We start from the raw sequence: 17,147 nt of genomic DNA, 5'->3' as shown, positions 1-17,147 counted from the left end.
CCGGACGGCCATTCGGCGCAGCGCTCCCCCGCACGGCACGGCCCCCCTCCCGGGTGCGCGCCTATCGTGGGCGAATGACCGATCGTCGGACCGCCGGGCCTGGTACGGCCCGGGTGGGCCACCTCGTCGCCGCCGCCGCGTTCGCCGTCTGCATGGCGGGCACCACGCTGCCCACCCCGCTCTACGGCCTGTACCAGGAGAAGCTCGGCTTCTCCGAGCTGACGGTGACGGTCGTGTTCGCGGTGTACGCCTTCGGTGTCATCGGCGTCCTGCTGCTGATCGGCAACGTCTCGGACTCCGTCGGGCGCCGGCCCGTGCTGCTCTGCGGGCTGGTCTGCTCGGCCGCCAGCGCCGTGGTCTTCCTGACCGCGGACAGCGTCGCCCTGCTCTGCCTGGGCCGACTGCTGTCCGGGTTCTCGGCGGGCCTGTTCACCGGCACCGGGACGGCGTACGTGCTGGAGCTCGCCCCGCCCGGGCACCAGGCCCGCGCGGGCTTCGTCGCGACCGCCGCCAACATGGGCGGGCTCGGCTGCGGGCCGCTGCTGTCGGGCCTGCTCTCGCAGTACGCGCCGTACCCGCTGGTGCTGCCGTTCGTCGTGCACCTGGGGCTGCTCGCGGTCTCCTTCGCCCTCACCTGGATGCTCCCGGAGACGGTCGCCGGGGCCCGTCCGCTGCGCACGGCCCGGCCCGACCGGCCGGCGCTGCCGCCGGAGGTCCGCCGGGTGTTCGTCCCGGCCGCGATCGCCGCGTTCGCCGGCTTCTCCCTGCTGGGCCTGTTCACCTCGGTCAGTCCCGCCTTCCTCGCCACCGGTCTGGGCGTCCACAACCGCGCGGTGGTCGGCCTGGTCGTCTTCACGGCCTTCTTCGCCTCCACCCTCGGCCAGCTCCTGGTGCCCCGGCTGGGCACCGCCCGGGCGGTGCCGCTGGGCTGCCTGGTGCTTATCGCCGGGATGGCCCTGCTGGCCGCCTCGCTCGCCTGGGAGAGCCTGCCACCGCTGGTGCTCAGCGCCCTGGCGGGCGGCGCCGGGCAGGGCATGGGCCTGCGCGGGGCGGTGGGCGAGGTGGCTGCGGCCGCTCCCCCCGAGCACCGCGGCGGCGCCCTCTCGGCGCTGTTCGTGGTCGCCTACTTCGGCATCTCGATCCCGGTCATCGGGGTGGGCCTGCTGACCGGGCCGCTCGGCCTGACGCACGCGGGCCTGGTCTTCGCCGCCTGCATGGCGGTGCTCGCCGCCGCCTCCGGCCTCTACCTGCTGCGCCAGGCGCGCGCCGCGGGCTGACCCTGCGGGCCGACCTCGCGAGCCGATCCCGCGCGCCGCCGTACGCGCCCCCCGCACGCCGACCGCGCGCGCCCGCCGCCGCCCGCCGGTACCCGCTTGCCGCCCCGGCCGGGTACCGATAGACACGAGCCAGACACCCCGCGCACCACCCGGAGGCCTCCGCCATGAGCGTGACGAGTCGGTACCTGGACGCCTGGGAGGGCTTCTGGCGCGACGCGCCCGAGGAACCGGGCGGGGTGATCTGGGACGCGGAGCCGGCCCGCAGCGCCGAACGCCACCTCACGCTGCTCCGCCCGCACCTGGCGGACCCCGCGCTGCCCATCGTCGACCTGGGCTGCGGCAACGGCACCCAGACCCGCTTCCTCGCCGAGCGCTTCCCGCTCGCCCTCGGGGTCGACCTGTCCGCCGCCGCGCTGGACCTCGCCCGGCGCTGCGACCCGGCCGGGCGGGCCGAGTTCACCCGGTTGGACGCCACCGACCCCGAGGCCGTCCGGGCGCTCCACCAGCGCCTCGGCGACGCCAACGTGTACGTGCGCGGGGTGATCCACCAGAGCGAGCCGGCGGACCGCCCACGGGTGGTCGAGGCCATTCGCATCCTGCTCGGGGACCGCGGCCGGGCCTTCGTGTTCGAGCTCGCCGAGGCGGCCAAGGGCGTGCTGGGCGAGCTCGTCCACGCCCCGGACGGTCCGCCGCCGAAGCTGCGCCCGGTGTTCTCGCACGGGCTCGCCCCCGCCGAGGTCGCCGACGCGGTCTTCCCGGAGCTGTTCCGCACGGCCGGCCTCGACGTCCTCGCCGCCGGCGAACTGCCGCTGGCCACCACGGAGTCGGCCGCCGACGGCTCCCGGATCGAGCTGCCCGCGCACTGGCTGGTCGCCGGGCCGGGCGGTTCCGCGCCGAACTGAGCCCGGGCCCGGACCGCCGCTTGCCTAGAGCTCGTCGCCCTCGGGTCGGATGCTCAGGTTGTCGCGCAGGACGTTCGCCGGGTCGTACGCCTTCTCCACGACCGCGAGCCGGGCGTAGTCCGAGACCGAACGGCTCGTCCACCAGCACAAGTTGCTCGACCTCATCACGGTCGACAACATCATCGGCATGGACTACTTCCGTGACTCCCCGCCACGGGCTGCCGAGAGCACGTGGGGCCCGCGCATCCGGGGACCGGACGTCCTCCAGGTCCGCGACCGCCGCACCCCGGACGCCTCGGCCCGCTTCGCCCTGGACCACCCCGACCTGGTGGCCACCTTCCGGGCCTGCCTGACCCCCACCGCCCTGGACGACCTCAGCAGTACGGGCCGTGAGGCGGTGTCCGTGCCGGCCTCCGAGGGCCTCGTGCTCGTCACCCGGGGCTGGGCGGTGACGCTCCCGCCCCGCATCCGCCACTGGCCCGTGCCCGACACAGGAGTTTGATACATGGGATCCTCCACGGCCGAGGAGTCGTCCATACCCCCGGAGTCCGGCCCGGCCGCGACCCCGGCCGCCACCCCGGCCCCGGCCAAAGCCCCGGATTCCGTACCGCTGCGCCGGCACCGGCCGCTTCTGCTGCTGGTCACGGAGCAGATGACCAGCTCGGTGGGGCGTCAGGTCACCGCGCTGGCGCTGCCGCTGCTGGCCATCGCCCACCTGCACGCCGGCCCGCTCGGCGCCTCGGCGCTGATGGCGATGACCTACCTGCCCGGCGTCCTGCTCAGCCCGCTGATCGGCGTGGCCGTCGACCGGGCCCGGCTGCGGCGGATGCTGGTAGCGGTGTCCTGGCTGCAGGTCCCCGCCATCGGCAGCGTGCCGCTCGCCGCCGCGCTGGACGGCCTGACCTGGCCACACCTGTTCGCCGCGGCCGCCGCCTCCGGGGCGCTGAACTCCGCGCAGGGCGTCGCGCTGCAGTCCTGTCTGCCCCGCGTGGTGCCCCCGGACCGCCTGCTGCCGGCCAACTCCTCGCTCACCGGGGCCCGGACCATCGGCCTGATCGGCGGGCCGGCGCTCGGCGGCATCCTGATCGGCCTGATCGACCCGGCCCCGGCGCTGCTGGTCGAGTGCGCCGCCTACCTCGTCGGCGGGGCCCTGTTCCTCGCCCTGCCGGCCGCGCTGAACCGGTCCGCGCAGGAGGCGGGCAGCGGCGCGCGCTCCCGCCTCGACGCCCTGCGGGAGGGCCTCGCGGTCATCCGGCGCGAGACCCTGCTGCGCCGCCAGGCGCTGGCCGCGGCCGGGCTCAACCTCGGCGGCGGGGCCGGCGGCGGCCTGTTCGTCCTGTACGCCGACCGGGAGCTGCAGCTGCCCCCGTGGCAGCTCGGCACGGTCTACGCCGCGTACGCCGTCGGCATGGGCACCGGCGTGCTGGTCGCGACCTCGGTGACCCGGGCGCTGGGCATGGCCCGGGCCATCCGGCTGTGCGCCGTGGGCGCGGGCGCCGCCCTCTTCCTCATCCCGGCGGCCTCCCTGGGGCTGTCCTTCGCCGTGCTGGTCCTGTACCAGCTGCTGTTCGGACTGATGGCCACCATCTGGTCGATCGCCATGACCACCGGGCGCCAACTCGTCACCCCCGCCCACCTGCTGGGCCGCGTCAACGCCTTCCTCCAGGCCGTGCTGACCGCCACCCTGCCCGTCGGCGCCTTCCTCGGCGGGTGGCTCGCCTCCCGGGTCGGCATCGTGCCGGTACTGGTCGGCGCGGCGGCCGTCGCCCTCGCGGGCGCGAGCAGCCTCTGGTTCCCGCGCGACATGCTCGCGGAGATCGAGCGGGCGGCGGAGCGGAAGAGCGTCCCGGAGACGCCCTGAGGCCCGCCCCGGAGAGGCCCTGACGCCCGCCCCCCCCGGGGCGCCGGGGCCGTCCGGCTACGCCGTCCCGCCGTCCGTCCGCACCTCGGGGCGTCCAGGCTCGGCCCAGAGGGTGTGGAAGCTGCCCGGGCGGTCGGTGCGGCGGTAGGTGTGGGCGCCGAAGAAGTCGCGCTGCCCCTGGATCAGCGCGGCGGGCAGGTGCGGGCTGCGCAGGGTGTCGTAGGAGGCGAGCGCGGCGGAGAAGGCCGGCACCGGGATGCCGTGCTGGGCCGCGCCGGCCACCACCGTGCGCCAGGCCGCCTGGGCGTCGGAGACCTCGGCCGCGAACTCCTCCTCGGCGAGCAGGCTGACCAGGTCGGGGTTGGCCGCGTGGGCGGCACGGATCCGGTCGAGGAACGCGGCGCGGATGATGCACCCGCCGCGCCAGATCCTCGCCACCGCCCCCAGGTCGATGTCCCAGCCGTACTCGGCCGCGGCGTCACGGATCATCGTCCAGCCCTGGTCGTAGGCGATGACCTTGGACGCGTAGAGGGCCTGCTCGACGTCCCGGGTGAAGCGCTCGGCCTCGTGCGGGCGCAACTCCTGCCGGCCGCCCCCGGGCAGCGGCCGGTAGGCCGCCCGCAGTTCGGCCCGGGCGGAGGCGACCCGGGCGAAGGTGGCCTGGGCGATGGCGGTGACCGGGGAGCCGAGGTCGAGGGCGGTCTGGACGGTCCAGCGCCCGGTGCCCTTCTGCTCCGCGGCGTCCTGGACGACGTCGACGAAGGGCCCGCCGGTGGCAGCGTCGGTGTGGGCGAGCACCTCGGCGGTGATCTCGATCAGGTAGGAGTCGAGCCGCCCCTCGTTCCAGCGCCGGAAGGTCTCGGCGATCTCGGCGGGGGCGTACCCGCCGACCTCCCGCAGCAGGTGGTAGGCCTCGGCGATGAGCTGCATGTCGGCGTACTCGATGCCGTTGTGCACCATCTTCACGAAGTGCCCGGCCCCGTCGGTGCCGATGTGGGTGCAGCACGGGTCGCCGTCCACGTGGGCGCTGATCCGCTCCAGCATCGGGCCGAGCACGGCGTAGGACTCGGCGGAGCCGCCGGGCATCACCGAGGGGCCGTGCAGCGCGCCCTCCTCCCCGCCGGAGACGCCGGTCCCGACGAAGTGGATGCCGCGCTCGCGCAGCGCCCGCTCCCGGCGGCGGGTGTCGGCGAAGTGGGCGTTGCCACCGTCGATGAGCAGGTCGCCCGCCTCCAGCAGCGGGGTGAACTCCTCGATGACCTCGTCGGTGGCCCGGCCGGCCTTCACCATGATCAGCAGCCGGCGGGGGCGCTCCAGTGCGGCCACCAGCTCCTGCGGCGACCACGCCGGGACGAACGCGCCCTCGTGGCCGAACTCCTCGACCAGGGACTTGGTCCGGCCCTCGCTCCGGTTGTGCACCGCGACCGTGTAGCCGTTGCGGGCGAAGTTCCGCGCCAGGTTGCGGCCCATCACCGCGAGCCCCGTCACGCCGATCTGTGCCGATGCCTCCATGGCGGGTGCTTCCTTCCTCGGGGAGTCCCCCGGCGGGGCTCGCGGGCCTGCGCCGCGGGTTCCCGGGGCGGCCGTGCCCGCCCGCCGACGCGCGCCGCGGACCCGGCCCGGCGCCACGGGCGGTCGGACTACATGCTCACCGGCCGCACCCGCCCGCCGCGCGGGGGACTCCCCCGTTCAGGTGCCCCGACCCGGCGCCCGAACCTTCCGCAACAAGCTCTACCGCACCGCCTCGACCGCTTCCGGCTCGGCCTGCGGCCGGTGCCCGGGCAGCTGCCCGGTCGGCAGGTCCCGGTGGCGGCGGATCGGGGAGCAGTAGAGGAAGAGGGCCGCCGCCGGTACGCCCGCGGTCAGGATCCACAGGGCCGGGCGCAGGCCGAGCCAGGTGCCGAGCGCGCCCCCGAGCAGGGCGCCCAGCGGCATCGTGCCGTAGTTGAGGAACGCGGAGCTCGCCACGAGCCGGCCGAGCACGGCGCTCGGGACGTAGCTCTGGACGAACCCGGACTTGATGACGTTGCCCGCCACGATGCCGATCGCCACCCCGCTGTAGGCGAGGACGATCATCAGCAGGCCCCACCCGGGGCCGGCCAGCGGGATGAGCAGGGCCAGCGCCGGCAGCACCAGCTCGAACACCAGCAGGGCGCGTCCGCTGCCCAGCCTGGCGCTGACCCGGCGCACGACGAACGCCCCCAGCACACCGCCGATGCCGCTGACCATCGCGAGGCTGCCGATCTCGCCGGAGGACAGGCCGACCTCACGGACCAGGAAGACGACCATGAGCGACTGGTACCCGGTCAGGGCGAGGTTGGACGCCGCTCCGAAGAGCGCCAGGCTCCGCAGGAAGGGGTCGCCGAAGAGCAGTCCCAGCCCCTCCCGGATCTCCTTGGCCATGGCGCCGCGCGGCCGTTGGACCCGCTCGGGCGCGGACTCCCGGTGCCGGATGGCGACCAGGCAGAGGGTCGCCAGCAGGAAGGTCGTCGTGTTGACCAGCATCCCGTTGGCGGCGCCCGCGAGTTGGATGAGCAGGCCGCCGCAGCCGAGCCCGGCGATCTGCGCCGCGGAGGCGCTGCCCTGGAGCTTGGCGTTGCCCTCGGCCTGGTCCTCCGGTTTCACCAGGTCCGGCAGGTAGGCGGTGTACGCGGTCTGGAAGAACACCGTGGCGGCGCCCGCGAGCAGGGCCACGAGCAGCAGTTGGGTCACCCCCAGCACTCCGGCCCACGCCGCGACCGGAACGCTGGCGAAGAGCGCGAAGCAGATGACGTTGGCCCAGAACATCACCTGCCTGCGCCGCAGCCGGTCCACCCAGACGCCCACCGGAAGGCCGATGACCAGCCACGGCACCCAGGGCGCCGCGCTCAGCAGGCTGACCTCGAAGGTGTCGGCGTGCAGGGTCGACACGGCGATCAGCGGAACGGCGAGGACCGTGACCGACTGGCCGAACCGCCCCGCCGTCTCGCCTAACCAGAGGAGCCGGAAGTCCCGGTGGCGGCGGAGCAAGCCGCCACGTGTGCCGTTGCCCATTGAACGCTCCGATCTGTCGCGGTAGGAAATCCGAACTGCCCGGAGCCGCCCACTGGTTGTGTCCCCTCCGGCACCCCGCGGCCGACGCCGGCGCGGGGAGCAGGACCGCCGCGCGGCCCGTAAGCCGGTCGGCGCACGGGCCGCCGGCCCCGCCGGCTAGGACCGGTCGCGCCCGCCGGCCAGCCAGGCGGCGAGAACGGGGCCGATCTGGGCGAGCTGATCGGGCCTCGTCATTTCACCATGCCGCCCGGTCACCCGGTGCACCTCGATCCGACCGGTGACGTGGGCCCGCCAGTCCTCCGGCCGCACCGGGGGGCGCGGCTCCTCCCGGGTCGCCTCGAAGAACAGCACATCGCCCCTGAACGTACGGGACTTGAAGGAGTCCAGCACCGCGATGTTCGCGAGGAAGACCCTGGCCATCGCCTCCAGCGCGGCGTCGCCGAGCAGGGCGAACGGACCGTCCGCGGCCCGCGCGGACTCCGGGTCGTGGCCGAGCGACTCCAGGAGCGCCCCGACGGCCTCCGCACCGGTCAACTCCCGGGCCGGTTCGGCCGATCCGCCGCCGCCCCCGCTCGGGAAGCTGTCCATCAGGGTGAGTGCCTCGACCTCCTCGCCCTCCTCCTGCAACCGGACGGCGAGTTCGTGCGCCACGACCCCGCCGAACGACCACCCCAGCAGCGCGTACGGGCCCTGCGGCTGGACGGAGCGGATCAGCGCCAGGTAGTCGTCGACCATGGCGTCGAGGCCGGCCGGAACCGCCTCGGGGGCCAGCAGGCCGCGGGCCTGGAGACCGTACAGGGCACGGCCGCCGTCGAGGTGGCGGAGCAGGCCCGAGTAGACCCAGCTGACGCCGGCCGCGGGGTGCACGCAGAACAGCGGCCGGGCCGCCGGGCCGCTGCTCCTGCGCAACGGCAGCAGGGTGGCGAGCGCGCCGTCCCCGTCCCCCGCGTCGTCCAAGCGGCCGGCGAGCGCGGCGACGGTGGGGGCGTCGAAGACGTCCCGGATGCCGATCTCGGCGCCGAGGGCGGTGCGGATCCGGCCGATCAGCCGGGCCGCGAGCAGCGAGTGCCCGCCCAGGAGGAAGAAGTCGTCGTCGATGCCCACCGACGGCACCCCGAGGACCTCGGCGAAGACCGCGCACAGGATCTCCTCCTGCGCCGAGCGCGCGGCCCGTCCGCCGCCTCCCGCACCGGCGACCGGCGCCGGCAGCGCCCGCTGGTCCAGCTTGCCGTGCGAGGTCATCGGCAGGTCCGCCAGCACCACGACCGCCGACGGCAGCATGTGCCGCGGCAGACGGCCCGCGGCGAAGCGCTGCAGCTCCTCCGGGTCGGCCGCCCGGTCGGCGACCGGCACCACGTAGCCCACCAGGCGCTTCTCCCCCGGCTGGTCCTCGCGCACCACCACGGCGGCCTGCGCCACCGCCTCGTGCGCCATCAGCACCGCGGCGACCTCGCCCGGCTCGATCCGGAAGCCCCGGATCTTCACCTGGTCGTCCGCGCGGCCCACGTACTCCAGGGCACCGTCGGCGCGCCACCGCACGAGGTCGCCGGTGCGGTACATCCGCTCGCCCGCCGCACCGAACGGATCCGCCACGAAGCGCTCGGCCGTCAGACCCGGCCGGCCCAGGTAGCCGCGGGCGAGGCTCTCCCCGGCGATGTACAGCTCGCCGGGAACGCCCGGCGGGACCACCCGCAGGCGGTCGTCCAGGACGTAGAGCCGGGTGTTGCGGATCGGCCGGCCGATGACCGGCCGCTCGTACTCGCCGATCACGGCGTTCGTGCTGTACACGGTGCACTCGGTGGGACCGTACTGGTTGTTGGCGGTGACCCCGGCCCGCCGCAGAACATCCCAGAGCGCCTCGTCGACGGCCTCACCGCCGACGTCCACGATCCGCGGGCGGGAGGCGCGCTGCTCGGAGAGCATCCCCAGCTCGACCAGCTGCCGGCAGTAGGTCGGGGTCGTCTCCAGGTAGTCGATCCGCTCGCCGTCGATGTAGTCGACCAGGAGCTCCGGCGTCCGGCGCGTCTCGTCGTCCACCAGGTGCAGCTCGTGGCCGTCCAGCAGCCAGAAGAGCAGCAGCCAGCTGGCGTCGAAGGTCGTCGCCCCGATCATGGCGGCCCGCAGGGGACGGCCGGCCGAGGCGATGTCGGCCCGGTAGACGTCCTCCCGGTGGCTGTGGACGAGGTTGGCGAGGGAGCGGTGCTCGACGAGCACGCCCTTCGGCGTCCCCGTCGACCCGGAGGTGAAGATGGCGTACGCGGCGTGCCCGGGACGCAGGGGCGCGAGCCGGTCGGCGTCCGACACGTCGGCCTCGGACCGGCGGGCCAGCTCGGCGCCCAGCGACGGCTCCGCCAGGTCCAGCAGGTGCGGCACCCGCCCGGCCAGACCGGCGAAACGCTCGGCGGTGTCCCCGCCGGTGATCACCAGGCCGGGGCGGCAGTTGTCGAGCATGTACCCGACCCGCTCGACCGGGTACTCCGGGTCGACCGGGACGTAGCAGGCCCCGGCCTTCAGGATCGCCAGCAGCGAGACGACCAGGTCCGTACCCCGCGGGAGCAGGACGGCCACGGACTGCTCCGGCCCCACCCCACGGTCGATCAGCAGCCGCGCCAGGCGGTTCGCCCGAGCGTTGAGCTGACGGAACGTCAGAACCTCGCCCTGGAAGACGAGCGCGGTCGCGTCCGGCGTCCGCCGGACGTGCCCCTCGAAGACCTCCGGGACCAGCCCGGTGTCCGCCGGGACGCGCGTGGTGTCGTTCCACTCGACGAGGATCTGCCGGCGCTCGGCCGGGCTCAGGATGTCGACCGCCTCGATCGACTGGTCCGGGTCCGCGACCAGGGTGGTCAACAGCCGGAGCAGGCGGTCCGCCAGCAGGGCCATGGTGTCGCGGTCGAAGAGCTCGGTGGCGTAGTGGAGAACGGCGAGGATGCCGGAGGGAGCGCCGGCGGCGTCGCGGCTCTCGACGCAGGTGAGGTTGAGGTCGAACTTGACGGGCGGCATCCCGAAGGACTCCGGCTGGGCGGTGAGGCCCGGGAGTTGAAGGGTGCCCTCGTCGTTGTTCTGCAGGACCAGCATCACCTGGAACAGCGGATGCACGGAGCTGGAGCGAACGGGGTTCAGCTCCTCGACGAGCCGCTCGAACGGCAGGTCCTGGTGGGTGAAGGCCGCCAGGTCGGTGTCCCGGACCCGGCCCAGCAGGTCGCCGAAGCTGGGGGCGTCCGAGAGGTCCGTCCGCAGGACCAGGGTGTTGACGAAGAACCCGACCAGGTCGTCCAGCGCCTGGTCCGAGCGTCCGGCGACGACGGTGCCGATGGGGAGGTCCGTGCCGGCTCCGAGGCGGGACAGCAGGGCCGCCAGGGCCGCGTGCAGGACCATGAAGAGCGTCACGCCGTGCCGGCGCGCCACCGCGTCCAGTTCGGCGTGCAGCTCGGGGCCGACGTGGAACTGCAGCAGGTCGCCCTCGTGCGAGGCGGTGGCGGGGCGGGGCCGGTCGAAGGGCAGAGCCACCTCCTGCGGCGAACCCCTCAGTGCTTCGGACCAGTAGGCGAGTTGCTGGTCCATGGTGTCGCCGAGCTGGTTGTGCTGCCAGAGGGTGTAGTCCGCGTACTGGACGGCCAGCGGCTCCCAGTCGGGGACGAGGCCGGCCAGGCGGGCCCGGTAGGCCGAGGCGATGCCCTGCCAGAGCGGACCGGAGGACCAGCCGTCACTGGCGATGTGGTGCAGGGTCAGGACGAGGACGGACTCGGTCGCGCCGAGGGTGAACAGGGCCACCCGCAGAGGGAGTTCGGCGGAGAGGTCGAAGGCGGTGAAGGCCTCGGCCTCGATCCGCCCTGCGGCCTCGTCCGCCGTGCACGGCTCGACCCTGAAGGGCACCTGGACGTCCTGGGCGGGCAGGACCAGCTGGCGGGGCTGGCCGTCGATCGCGGGGTAGATCGTCCGCAGGGCCTCGTGGCGGCCGACCACGTCGCCGATCGCCCCTCGCAGGGCCTCGACGTCCACCGTGCCGTGCAGGCGGAACGCGAACGGACTGTTGTAGGTGGCAGAGGCGCCTTCGAGCTGGTCGAGGAACCACAGCCGCTGCTGGGCGAACGACAGCGGCAGCACCTCCGGACGCTCCCCCGCCACCAACGCCGGACGCGCCGGGCGGCCCTCCTTCAGCTTCTCCATCACCCCGACGACGGTCGGGTTGCGGAAGAGGTCGCGGATGCCGAGCTCGGCGTTGAGGGTCGTGCGGATGCGGCTGATCAGGCGCGTCGCGAGGAGCGAATGGCCGCCCAGAGCGAAGAAGTTGTCATCGATGCCCACCGACGGTACGCCGAGGACCTCGGCGAAGAAGGCGCACAGGATCTCCTCCTGCGCCGTCCTCGGACCGCGATGCCCCTGCACCTCCACAGCCTCGACGGCACCGGCCCGCGCACGCTCCGCCCGGCTGAGGAAGTACCGCTCCTGCTCAGGCGAGTCGAACACCTCCCAGCCGGACACCGGAACCTCCGGATCCCCGACCGCCACCCCGAGCAGCCGGATCAGGCGGTCCGCCAGCAGGGTCATGGTGTCGCGGTCGAAGAGGTCGGTGGCGTAGTGGAGAACAGCGAGGATGCCGGAGGGCGCGTTGGCCGCGTCGCGGTTCTCGACGCAGGTGAGGTTGAGGTCGAACTTGGCGGGTGGCGTCCCGAAGGACTCGGGCTGGGCGGTGAGGCCCGGGAGTTGGAGGGTGCCCTCGTCGTTGTTCTGCAGGACCAGGAGCACCTGGAACAGCGGGTGCCGGCCCAGCGAACGCACCGGGTTCAGCTCCTCCACCAGGCGCTCGAACGGCAGGTCCTGGTGGGTGAACGCCGCCAGGTCGGCGTCCCGGACCCGGTCCAGCAGTTCGCCGAAGGTCGGCTCCGCCGAGACGTCGGTCCGCAGGACCAGGGTGTTCACGAAGAACCCGACGAGGTCGTCCAGTGCCTCGTCCGAACGTCCGGCGACGACCGTGCCGATGGGGATGTCCGTGCCGGCGCCGAGGCGGGACAGCAGAGCTGCCAGAGCCGCGTGCAGGACCATGAACAGCGTCACGCCGTGCCGGCGTGCCAAGGCGTCCAGTTCGGCGTGCAGGCCGGGGTCGACGTGGAACTCCAGCAGCTCACCCTCGTGCGAGGCGGTGGCCGGTCGGGGCCGATCGAAGGGCAGGGCCACCTCCTGCGGCGCATCCCTCAGCGCCTCGGACCAGTAGGCGAGTTGCTGGTCCATGGTCGCGCCGAGCTGGTTGTGCTGCCAGAGCGTGTAGTCCGCGTACTGGACGGCCAGCGGCTCCCACTGCGGGACGAGACCGGCCAGACGGGCACGGTAGGCCGAGGCGATGCCCGACCAGAGCGGGCCCGAGGACCACCCGTCACTGGCGATGTGGTGCAGGGTCAGGACGAGGACGGATTCCCCTTCAGTGGCAGTGAACAGCACTACCCGCAAGGGAAGTTCGGTCGAGAGCTTGAAGGTGGTGAAGGCCTCGGCTTCGATCCGCTCGGCCAGCTCCTCGGCCGTGCACGGCTCGACCCTGAACGGCACCTGGACGTCCTGGGCGGGCAGGACCAGCTGGCGGGGCTGGCCGTCGATCGCGGGGTAGATCGTCCGCAGGGCCTCGTGGCGGCCGACCACGTCGCCGATCGCCCCGCGCAGGGCCTCGACGTCCACCGTGCCGTGCAGGCGGAACGCGAACGGGCTGTTGTAGGTGGCAGAGGCGCCTTCGAGCTGGTCGAGGAACCACAGCCGCTGCTGGGCGAACGACAGCGGCAGCACCTCCGGACGCTCACCCGCCACCAACGCCGGCCGCGCCGGACGCCCCTCCTTCAGCTTCTCCATCACCCCGACCACCGTCGGGTTGCGGAAGAGGTCGCGGATGCCGAGCTCAGCGTTGAGGGTCGTGCGGATGCGGCTGATCAGGCGCGTCGCGAGAAGCGAATGGCCGCCCAGAGCAAAGAAGTTGTCGTCGATACCAACCGACGGAACACCAAGGACCTCGGCGAAGAACGCGCAGAGGATCTCCTCCTGCGCCGTCCTCGGACCACGATGCCCCTGCACCTCCACAGCCTCGACGGCACCGGCCCGCGCACGCTCCGCCCGGCTGAGGAAGTACCGCTCCTGCTCAGGCGAGTCGAACACCTCCCAGCCGGACACCGGAACCTCCGGATCACCGACCGCCACCCCGAGCAACCGCACCAACCGCTCCGCCACCAGACCCGCAGTCTCCTGGTCGAACAGATCGGTCGCGTACTGCAGGACCACCGTGATACCGGCAGGCGCATTGGCGGCGTCACGGTTCTCGACGCACGTCAGGTTGAGGTCGAACTTGGCGGGCGGTGTCCCGAAGGACTCGGGCTGAGCGGTGAGGCCCGGGAGTTGGAGCGTGCCCTCGTCGTTGTTCTGCAGAACGAGCATCACCTGGAACAGCGGGTGCCGGCCCAGCGAACGCACCGGGTTCAGCTCCTCCACCAGGCGCTCGAACGGCAGGTCCTGGTGCGTGAACGCCGCCAGGTCCGCATCCCGGACCCGGCCCAGCAACTCACCGAAGGTCGGCTCACCCGACATATCCGTCCGCAGGACCAGGGTGTTCACGAAGAACCCGACCAGGTCGTCCAGGGCCTCGTCCGAACGCCCGGCCACCACCGTGCCGATCGGGAGGTCCGTCCCCGCACCCAGGCGCGACAGCAAAGCCGCCAGGCCCGCATGTAGGACCATGAACAGCGTCACGCCGTGCCGACGCGCCAACGCATCCAACTCCGCGTGCAACTCGGGGCCGACATGGAACTCCAACAGCTCGCCCTCGTGCGACGCGGCGGCAGGACGGGATCGGTCGAAGGGCAGAGCCACCTCCTGCGGCAGCTCTCCCAGCGCGTTACGCCAGTACTTCAACTGCTCGTCGAGGATCTCGCCCAGCTGGTTGTGCTGCCAGAGCGTGTAGTCCGCGTACTGGATGGCCAGCGGCTCCCACTGCGGGACCAGGCCGGCCAGACGGGCACGGTAGGCCGAGGCGATGCCCGACCAGAGCGGGCCCGAGGACCACCCGTCACTGGCGATGTGGTGCAGGGTCAGGACCAGGACGGACTCGGTCGTACTGAGGGTGAACAGCGCCACCCGCAGCGGAAGTTCAGCGGAGAGTCTGAAGGTGGCGAAGGCCTCGGCCTCGATCCGGCCGGCCACCTCGTCGGCCGTGCACGGCTCGACCCTGAACGGCACCTCGACCTCACCGGCCGGCAGCACCAGCTGGCGGGGCTGGCCGTCGACCGCCGGGTAGACCGTCCGCAGGGCCTCGTGGCGGCCGACCACGTCACCGATCGCCCCGCGCAGGGCCTCGACGTCCACCGCGCCGTGCAGGCGGAACGCGAACGGGCTGTTGTAGGTGGCAGAGGCGCCTTCGAGCTGGTCGAGGAACCACAGCCGCTGCTGGGCGAACGACAGCGGCAGCACCTCCGGACGCTCACCCGCCACCAACGCCGGACGCGCCGGACGGCCCTCCTTCAGCTTCTCCATCACCCCGACGACGGTCGGGTTACGGAACAGGTCGCGGATGCCCAGCTCGGCGTTCAACGTGGTACGAATCCGGCTGATCAGGCGCGTCGCGAGAAGCGAATGCCCGCCCAGAGCAAAGAAGTTGTCATCGATACCCACCGACGGCACACCAAGGACCTCGGCGAAGAACGCGCACAGGATCTCCTCCTGCGCCGTCCTCGGACCACGATGCCCCTGCACCTCCACAGCCTCGACGGCACCGGCCCGGGCCCGCTCCGACCGGCTGAGGAAGTACCGCTCCTGCTCAGGCGAGTCGAACACCTCCCAGCCGGACACCGGAACCTCCGGATCGCCGACCGCCACCCCGAGCAACCGCACCAACCGCTCCGCCACCAGACCCGCGGTCCCCTGATCGAACAGATCGGTCGCGTACTGCAGGACCACCGTGATACCGGCAGGCGCATTGGCGGCGTCACGGTTCTCGACGCACGTCAGGTTGAGGTCGAACTTGGCAGGCGGTGTCCCGAACGACTCCGTACTCACCACGACATCCGGGAGCTGGAGGCTGCCCTCCTCGTTGTTCTGCAGGACCAGCATCACCTGGAACAGCGGGTGCCGGCCCAGCGAACGCACCGGGTTCAACTCCTCCACCAGCCGCTCGAACGGCAGGTCCTGGTGCGTGAACGCCGCCAGGTCCGCATCCCGGACCCGGCCCAGCAACTCACCGAAGGTCGGCTCACCCGACACATCCGTCCGCAGTACCAGGGTGTTCACGAAGAACCCGACCAGCTCGTCCAAGGCCTCATCCGAACGCCCGGCCACCACCGTGCCGATCGGGAGGTCCGTCCCCGCACCGAGGCGCGACAGCAGAGCCGCCAAGCCCGCGTGCAGAACCATGAACAGCGTCACACCATGCCGACGCGCCAACGCGTCCAACTCCGCGTGCAGCTCCGGGCCGACATGGAACTCCAACAGCTCGCCCTCATGCGACGCGGCGGCAGGACGGGGCCGGTCGAAGGGCAGGGCCACCTCCTGCGGCGCGTCCCTCAACGCCTCGGACCAGTAGGCGAGTTGCTGGTCGAGAGCCTCCCCGAGCTGGTTGTGCTGCCAGAGGGTGTAGTCCGCGTACTGGACGGCCAGCGGCTCCCACTCCGGGGCGGCTCCGGCCAGCCGGGCCCGGTAGGCCGACGTGACCCCCTGCCAGAGCGGGCCGGAGGACCAGCCGTCGCTGGCGATGTGGTGCAGGGTCAGCACCAGGGCCGACTCGTCCTCGCCAAGCGCGAACAGCACGACCCGCAAGGGAAGTTCGACGGAGAGGTCGAAGACGGCGAAGGCCTCGGCCTCGATCCGCCCCGCCACCTCCGAAGCCGCGCACGGCTCGACCCTGAACGGCACCTCGACCTCACCGGCCGGCAGCACCAGCTGGCGGGGCTGTCCGTCGACCGCCGGGTAGACCGTCCGCAGCGCCTCGTGCCGGCCGACCACGTCGCCGATCGCCGCACGGAGCGCCTCGACGTCCACCGCGCCGTGCAGCCGGAACGCGAACGGGCTGTTGTAGGTCGCGGAAGCGCCTTCGAGCTGGTCCAGGAACCACAGTCGCTGCTGCGCGAACGACAGCGGCAGCATCTCCGGCCGCTCACCCGCCACCAGCGCCGGCCGCGCCGGCCGCCCCTCCTTCAGCTTCTCGGCGACGCCGACGACCGTGGAGGCGTCGAACAGGTCGCGGATCCCGAGTTCCGCGCCGAAGGTGCTGCGAATCCGGCTGATCAGCCGGGCCGCGAGGAGCGAGTGCCCGCCCAGAGCGAAGAAGTCGTCGTCGATCCCCACCGACGGCAGGCCCAGCACCTCCGCGAACACCACGCACAGGATCTCCTCCTGCGCGGAACGCGGCGCCCGACCGCTCGGCTCGACAGCGACGGCGGCAGGCGCGGGCAGCGCGCGCTGGTCCAGCTTGCCGTTCGGCGTGATCGGCAACGCCTCCAGCACCACCACCACCGACGGCACCATGTGACGCGGAAGCCGCCCCACGGCGAAACGCCGCAGCTCGTCGGGATCGATCTCCCGGCCCGCGACCGGCACCACGTAGCCGACCAGGCGCTTGTCGCCCGGCCGGTCTTCCCGTGCCACGACCGCGGCCTGCGCCACCGCCTCGTGCGCCAACAGGACCGCCGCGACCTCACCCGGCTCGACCCGGAAGCCCCGGATCTTCACCTGGTCGTCCGCACGCCCCACATACTCCAACACCCCGTCCGCACGCCAACGACCCAAGTCGCCCGTCCGGTACATCCGTTCACCCGCCGCACCCAGCGGATTCGCCACAAACCGCTCCGCCGTCAGCCCCGCCCGGCCCACATACCCGTGCGCCAGACCGGCCCCCGCCGCATACACCTCACCCACCACACCCGCCGGCACCGGACGCAACCACTCGTCCAACACGAACACCCGCTTGTTGCCCACCGGACGCCCGATCGGCAACGACGAACCCGCCAAGTCCGCATCGGTCACCGCGTGGCACGTCGTGAAGCCCATGCTCTCCGCCGGACCGTACCCGTTGCCCACCCGCAACCCCGGGAACAAGCCCAGCACCTTCGC

General features: G+C 72.9%; 8 protein-coding genes and 1 pseudogene. 4 read left to right on the top strand and 5 right to left on the bottom strand.

What is annotated here, in order from left to right; translation table 11 throughout:
• Positions 1–74 precede the first annotated feature (74 nt).
• Positions 75–1,277 (top strand): MFS transporter, encoded by a 1,203-nt coding sequence (locus tag ACFVXH_RS21805; protein ID WP_387826222.1) that lies wholly within the window; start codon positions 75–77, stop codon positions 1,275–1,277.
• Positions 1,278–1,441: 164 nt separating this feature from the next.
• A complete protein-coding gene (locus ACFVXH_RS21800; RefSeq protein ID WP_387826219.1) occupies positions 1,442–2,179 on the top strand; it encodes a class I SAM-dependent methyltransferase in 738 nt (245 codons plus the stop codon).
• 24 nt (positions 2,180–2,203) lie between these two features.
• Here ACFVXH_RS21800 and ACFVXH_RS21795 read toward each other — a convergent pair whose 3' ends face one another.
• Positions 2,204–2,344, bottom strand: coding sequence for a BBE domain-containing protein (locus tag ACFVXH_RS21795; protein ID WP_387826217.1), 141 nt, complete (start codon positions 2,342–2,344; stop codon positions 2,204–2,206).
• On the opposite strand from ACFVXH_RS21795, the gene ACFVXH_RS21790 reads away from it, so the two are divergent.
• Positions 2,331–2,681, top strand: a complete 351-nt coding sequence (locus ACFVXH_RS21790) for a DUF5825 family protein (protein ID WP_387826214.1) — start codon at positions 2,331–2,333, stop codon at positions 2,679–2,681. The genes ACFVXH_RS21795 and ACFVXH_RS21790 overlap by 14 nt on opposite strands.
• Before the next feature lie 3 nt (positions 2,682–2,684).
• Positions 2,685–4,040 carry an MFS transporter gene (locus ACFVXH_RS21785; RefSeq protein WP_387826211.1) on the top strand — a complete coding sequence of 452 codons (1,356 nt, stop codon included), beginning with the start codon at positions 2,685–2,687 and terminating at the stop codon, positions 4,038–4,040.
• 57 nt (positions 4,041–4,097) lie between these two features.
• On the opposite strand, the gene gndA is transcribed toward ACFVXH_RS21785, so the two are convergent.
• The 4 genes and pseudogenes from gndA to ACFVXH_RS21765 all read right to left on the bottom strand — a co-directional run.
• Positions 4,098–5,552 (bottom strand): NADP-dependent phosphogluconate dehydrogenase, encoded by a 1,455-nt coding sequence (gene gndA / locus ACFVXH_RS21780; RefSeq protein WP_387826208.1) that lies wholly within the window; start codon positions 5,550–5,552, stop codon positions 4,098–4,100.
• Positions 5,553–5,771: 219 nt separating this feature from the next.
• Entirely contained in the window at positions 5,772–7,073 is a 1,302-nt protein-coding gene (locus tag ACFVXH_RS21775) for an MFS transporter (RefSeq protein WP_074004955.1), read from the bottom strand.
• A gap of 156 nt (positions 7,074–7,229) precedes the next feature.
• Complete coding sequence (locus tag ACFVXH_RS21770) at positions 7,230–16,787, bottom strand: amino acid adenylation domain-containing protein (protein WP_387826664.1); 9,558 nt, start codon at positions 16,785–16,787, stop codon at positions 7,230–7,232.
• Positions 16,788–16,919: 132 nt separating this feature from the next.
• Positions 16,920–17,141: pseudogene (locus tag ACFVXH_RS21765) on the bottom strand (AMP-binding protein); the annotation flags it as partial.
• Between the last annotated feature and the right edge of the window lie 6 nt (positions 17,142–17,147).

The organism is Kitasatospora sp. NPDC058184 (assembly GCF_042883725.1).
Lineage (GTDB): Bacteria > Actinomycetota > Actinomycetes > Streptomycetales > Streptomycetaceae > Kitasatospora.
The sequence above is the reverse complement of the archived record's forward strand: the minus strand, read 5'-3'. Positions and strand labels throughout refer to the sequence as shown.

What these genes read in the sequence shown, in the direction of transcription:
- ACFVXH_RS21805 (WP_387826222.1), top strand. Translation starts at nt 75, where the DNA reads ATGACCGATCGTCGGACCGCCGGGCCTGGTACGGCCCGGGTGGGCCAC.
- ACFVXH_RS21800 (WP_387826219.1), top strand. Translation starts at nt 1,442, where the DNA reads ATGAGCGTGACGAGTCGGTACCTGGACGCCTGGGAGGGCTTCTGGCGC.
- ACFVXH_RS21795 (WP_387826217.1), bottom strand. Translation starts at nt 2,344, where the DNA reads ATGAGGTCGAGCAACTTGTGCTGGTGGACGAGCCGTTCGGTCTCGGAC.
- ACFVXH_RS21785 (WP_387826211.1), top strand. Translation starts at nt 2,685, where the DNA reads ATGGGATCCTCCACGGCCGAGGAGTCGTCCATACCCCCGGAGTCCGGC.
- gndA (WP_387826208.1), bottom strand. Translation starts at nt 5,552, where the DNA reads ATGGAGGCATCGGCACAGATCGGCGTGACGGGGCTCGCGGTGATGGGC.
- ACFVXH_RS21775 (WP_074004955.1), bottom strand. Translation starts at nt 7,073, where the DNA reads ATGGGCAACGGCACACGTGGCGGCTTGCTCCGCCGCCACCGGGACTTC.